Consider the following 5138-nt stretch of genomic DNA (forward strand, 5'->3'; position numbering starts at 1 on the left):
CGACCGTTCTCCTCATCGGCGTGGGAGACTGGGAACACGGTGATGACCGTGTCGCAGTCCTGCAAGTCCGTGCCGTCCGAAAGGAACCGGGTGCCCAACAACCTCACCCGCAACGAGGCGCGCGAGCGCGCCCGCCTGCTCAACGTCGCCTCCTATGACGTCGAACTCGACCTGACGACCGGCCACGAGACCTTCCGCACGTCGACCGCGGTCATCTTCACCTGCGTCGAGCCCGGGGCGTCGACGTTCATCGAGCTCGCCGCCGCGAAGGTCGACGAGGTCGTTCTCAACGGGGCGCCGCTCGACCCCGCCGCGGTGTTCGACGGCGAGCGGATCCGGCTCGACAACCTCGCGGAGTCGAACCGGCTCACGGTGGTGGCGGACGGCATCTACTCCCGCACCGGTGAGGGCCTGCACCGCTTCGTCGACCCGGTGGACGAGGCCGTCTACCTCTACACCCAGTTCGAGACGTACGACGCGCACCGGATGTACGCCTGCTTCGACCAGCCCGACCTCAAGGCGACGTTCACCCTCACGGTCACCGTCCCGGCGGAATGGAAGGCGATCTCCAACAGCGCAGTCGCCGCGGTGGCGGAGGCCGCAATCGGGGTGCGCACCATCCGCTTCCTGACCACCCCGGTGATGTCGACGTACATCACCGCGCTCGTCGCCGGCCCGTACCACGAGGTCCGCGACCACCACGACGGCATCGACCTGGGCCTCTACTGCCGCCGATCGCTGGCCGAGTTCCTCGACCCCGCCGAGCTCTTCGAGATCACCAAGGCTGGGTTCGACTTCTACCACCGGGTGTTCGACTACCGGTACCCGTTCGGCAAGTACGACCAGTTGTTCGTGCCCGAGTTCAACGCCGGGGCGATGGAGAACGCCGGCTGCGTGACCTTCCTGGAGGAGTATGTCTTCCGGGCGAAGGTGACCGAAGCCCGCCGCGAGCGGCGCGCCGAGACGATCCTGCACGAGATGGCGCACATGTGGTTCGGTGACCTGGTCACCATGCGCTGGTGGGACGACCTGTGGCTGAACGAGTCGTTCGCCACCTACATGTCAGTCCTCGCCCAGGTGAACGCGACCCGCTTCACCAACGGCTGGACGACCTTCGCCAACGCGGAGAAGGGCTGGGCCTACCGCCAGGACCAGCTCTCCTCCACGCACCCGATCGTCGCCGACGCCCCGGACATGGACGCGGTGCGGACGAACTTCGACGGCATCACCTACGCCAAGGGCGCCTCGGTGCTCAAGCAGCTCGTGGCCTGGGTCGGCCAGGAGGAGTTCCTCGCCGGGCTGCGGACATACTTCCGCCGCTACGAGTACGCGAACACGTCGCTGCGCGACCTGCTCGACGAGTTGGAGAACGCCAGCGGGCGGAACCTGACCGCTTGGTCCGCGGACTGGCTGGAGACCACCGGCGCGAACACCCTGCGGCCGCGCTTCTTCACCGACTCCTCGGGCCTGTTCACCTCGTTCGACGTGGTGCAGGAGCCGGCGTCGGCGCCGCCGACCGCCTCGCGCACGCTGCGCCCGCACCGGCTCGCGATCGGCCTTTACGATCGGGACGCCACCGGCGCGCTGGTCCGGCGGGAACGGGTCGAGCTCGACGTGACGGGCAAGCTCACCGAGGTCACCAAGCTTGTCGGTGCCCGCCAGCCGGATCTGATCCTGCTCAACGACGACGACCTCACGTACGCGAAGGTGCGCCTCGACGAGCGGTCGCTGGCCACGCTCGTCGAGTCGATCGGCGCCATCTCCCAGTCACTGCCCCGGACGCTGTGCTGGGCGGCGGCCTGGGACATGACCCGCGACGCCGAACTCGCCGCCCGCGACTACGTCCGGCTCGTGCTGTCCGGGGTGACCGCCGAGGACGACATCGGCGTGGTGCAGTCGCTGCTGGCCAAGGCGGACCTGACGATCGACACTTACGGTGACCCGGCAAACCGGAAGCCCGCGCTGCGCGCGCTGACGGAACGCGCCGAGGAGCTGGCGCGCGCCGCGGCCCCCGGCAGCGACCTGCAGCTCGTCTACACCACCTCCTTCGCCCAGGCCGAGGAGTCCGACCAGGTGGCGCGGATCCGGGCGCTGTTCGAGGGCACCGACGTCATCGAGGGGCTCGTGCTCGACACCGAGCTGCGCTGGACCCTGCTGACCCAGCTCGTCGCGCGGGGCGTGTACGCCGACGCCGAGATCGACGCGGAGCTCGCCCGCGACCGCACCGCCACCGGCGAGAAGCGAGCGGCGACCGCGCGGGCGGCACGGCCGACCGCGGCGGCGAAGGCGGTCGCCTGGTCGGCGGTCATGGACTCGGACACCCTGTCGAACCACTTGGCCGCCGCGACGATGGGCGGTTTCTGGATCTCCGACCAGCTCGAGCTGACCCGGCCCTACGTGGACCGTTTCTTCGACGAGATCGCTGGGATCTGGGAGACCCGCAGCTTCGACATGGCCTCTACCATCACCCAGATGCTGTTCCCGGCATCGATGATCGAACCGGAGACGGTGGCGAAGGTCGACGCCTACCTGGCCGAGCACAACCCGGTTCCGCCCCTGCGGCGGGCCCTGCTGGAAGGCCGCGACGGGCTCGTCCGGGCGCTGGCCGCGCGCAAGAAGGACATCGAGGCGGCATAGCGTACCGTACCCGCATCACGCCGGTCGGAGCCGGCCTGGCCGGAGGACCCGGCCGGGGCCGGCTCCTCCGGGGCCAGCGGGGTCAAGGCGTCGGGCTAGCCGCCAACGAAGGCTGCGTCGGGGGGAGGGTCCCGGCGGCTGCGCCGCCCGCGCCACCTGCCGCGTCCGCGAGCTGGCGGATACCGGCGATCAGGCCGCCGACCAGGTCGCCCAGCGCGAAGCTGGAGGCCATCGTCAACGCGGCGAGCCCGGCGGCCGAGTCGCCGATCCGCTTCTTGGCGGCCGGGGTCGTGGCGATCCGCACGAACCGCTGCCCGGGCGAGACGAGGATCAGCACGGCGGCATCCCGCCCCGCGTCGTCGACGAGGTTCGCGAGGATCCGCTCGGCGGCGAGCCGGGCGTCGCCGCGCACCGCGCCGATCCGGATGCTGACGTGGATACCGGTATGCGTCTCGGCGAGCTCCCGGGCCCGGTTCAGCCGGTCGAGTTGCTCGTGGGTGAACGGCTCACCAGTTGCCACTGGCACCACCCGCGCCGGGAAGGGCGGTCTTCGCCTGCTCGCCCTCGATCTCCTCCGGCTTGGAGCCGATCCAGATCTCGTCGTGCTCCCAGGGCTGCCCCGGGCGGTAGCGCACCGGCCCGCTCTTGCGGCTCGACCACGCGGCCAGCAGGATCGCGATGACGAACCCACCGACGATGGTGCCGCCGTAGATCGCCCATGACTGCACGGCCGTGAGCGGATCGGGGTTGTAGAAGGTTCCGATCTCCCCGGCCGAGGCGCTCACCGCGAACACCGGCACCGCGAACAGCGCAAGGCCAGCAACGGTGAGAACCCGGCGCGGCGCGATCCTGGATCGCAACCCCGGCGCGGGGTGCGCCCCCGGCCACGGGCGGGAGGTGCCGGCGAACGGCAGCCATCGGGTCTGGCGCGGTCGACGTCGAGTCACGCAGCGAAGATTACCGGGAAATGGGGTTACGGTCCTCGTCTAGGGGTGCCGCACCGGTGGACGACGCGCCCCGGATCTGGGCAACCCGGGCCTGGGCAACCCGGGCCTGGGCGAGGAGCTCGCCGAGCCGGCGCACGTCCGGATCGGTCAGCAGGCGTTCCACCGTAACCGGCCGACCGGCGGAGTCGGTCACCGGGAGCCGCCAGTTCGGATAGGCGTCGATCGTGCCCGGCAGATTCGGCTGATGCCGGTCGCCCAGCGCGTCACCCGGCGACCCGAGCACGATGCGGCACGGAGACCGCACCAGCAGCCGGTACAGCGCGAAAACGATCTCCTGCCGAACGGCGGGGCCGAACTCCTCCCGGACGGCGGGGTCAAACTCGGGCCGGCCGCTCCCGCCGGGGTTCCCCCGTCCGCCGAGGCTCGCCGCTGCGCCCGCCGGATCCACCAGTCCCTCGGATCGCACCAGCTCGACCAACGCGTCCCGCTCGGCTCGCCAGCCGGCCGCCTCGGCCTCCTCCGAACGCCCGAGCAGCCCCAACCGGGCGCGGGTGCGCACGTGCTCGCCCTCGAGGTAGCCGGCGGCGGTGGGCAGGTCGTGCGTGGTGAGGCTGGCCATCGTCGCCGCCCGGTACGCCGTCGGCGGCGACGGCCGGCCCTCGGCGTCCTGCTCGAACCACAGCACCGTCGAACCCAGCACGTCCAGGCGGGCGAGCGTCGTCGCCACCGATGCCTCGACGGTACCCAGATCCTCCCCGACGACGACGGCGCCGGCGCGGGCGGCCTCCAACGCGAGCAGGCCGAGCATCGCCTCGGCGTCGTAACGCACGTACGTCCCGTGAGCGGCGCCCGCCCCAGCCGGAATCCACCACAGCCGGAACAGGCCGAGGATGTGGTCGACCCGCAGCCCGCCGCCGCGGCGCAGCACCGAGGCAACCATCTGACGCAACGGCGCGTACCCGGCCTCGGCCAGGGCATCCGGCCGCCACGGCGGCAGCCCCCAGTCCTGGCCCTGCTGATTGAAGGTGTCCGGTGGGGCCCCCACGCTCGCGCCGACGGCGAGAACGTCCTGCAGTGCCCAGGCGTCCGCACCGCCCGGATCGACGCCGACGGCCAGGTCGTGCACGATCCCGGCGGCCATCCCGGCGGCCCGGGCGGCGGCCTGCGCCGCGGCGAGCTGCTGGTCGCAGCGCTGCTGGAGCCACACGTGGAAGGCGACGCGGTCGGCCAGCTCCGCCCTCGCCTCGGCGACGGCGGGCGCGCCCGGATGAGCGAGACGCGCCGGCCAGGTCCGCCAGTCCGGGCCGTACCGCTCAGCGAGCGCGCTCCAGGTCGCGAAATCGATCAGGTCGGACCCGGCCGGCTCGGCGGATGCCACCTGCTCGCCGCCGCGCCGGAAGACCTCGAAGAGCAGTTCCAGCGCGGCCAGCTTCGCCCGCCACACCGCGTCCCGATCGAGCAGACCGTCCCGCCGACCGTCGCGGCGGGCGCCGCGGGCGAGCTCGTCAACGGCCGACCGGGTGGCGGGATCGGCCCGAGCGTACTCGGGCGTCC

Annotated in this window: 4 protein-coding genes; 1 reads left to right on the forward strand and 3 read right to left on the reverse strand. The window is 71.9% G+C overall.

All coding sequences use genetic code 11. The features are described 5' to 3' along the window. Positions 1 to 90: 90 nt before the first annotated feature. Entirely contained in the window at positions 91 to 2637 is a 2547-nt protein-coding gene (gene pepN / locus AC08OP_RS20310; RefSeq protein WP_476615633.1) for an aminopeptidase N, read from the forward strand. A gap of 82 nt (positions 2638 to 2719) precedes the next feature. On the opposite strand, the gene AC08OP_RS20315 is transcribed toward pepN, so the two are convergent. From AC08OP_RS20315 to AC08OP_RS20325, 3 genes are all read right to left on the reverse strand, one after another. Then, positions 2720 to 3157, reverse strand: a complete 438-nt coding sequence (locus AC08OP_RS20315) for a DUF5130 family protein (protein WP_476615634.1) — start codon at positions 3155 to 3157, stop codon at positions 2720 to 2722. Further along, positions 3144 to 3584 carry a hypothetical protein gene (locus AC08OP_RS20320; protein WP_476615635.1) on the reverse strand — a complete coding sequence of 147 codons (441 nt, stop codon included), beginning with the start codon at positions 3582 to 3584 and terminating at the stop codon, positions 3144 to 3146. The genes AC08OP_RS20315 and AC08OP_RS20320 overlap by 14 nt, the downstream gene beginning before the upstream one ends. A gap of 10 nt (positions 3585 to 3594) precedes the next feature. Next, the coding region (locus AC08OP_RS20325) for a 4-alpha-glucanotransferase (RefSeq protein WP_476615636.1) at positions 3595 to 5138 on the reverse strand (1544 nt) is incomplete at its 5' end.

It is taken from the genome of Frankia sp. CeRuru1, from assembly GCF_977966315.1.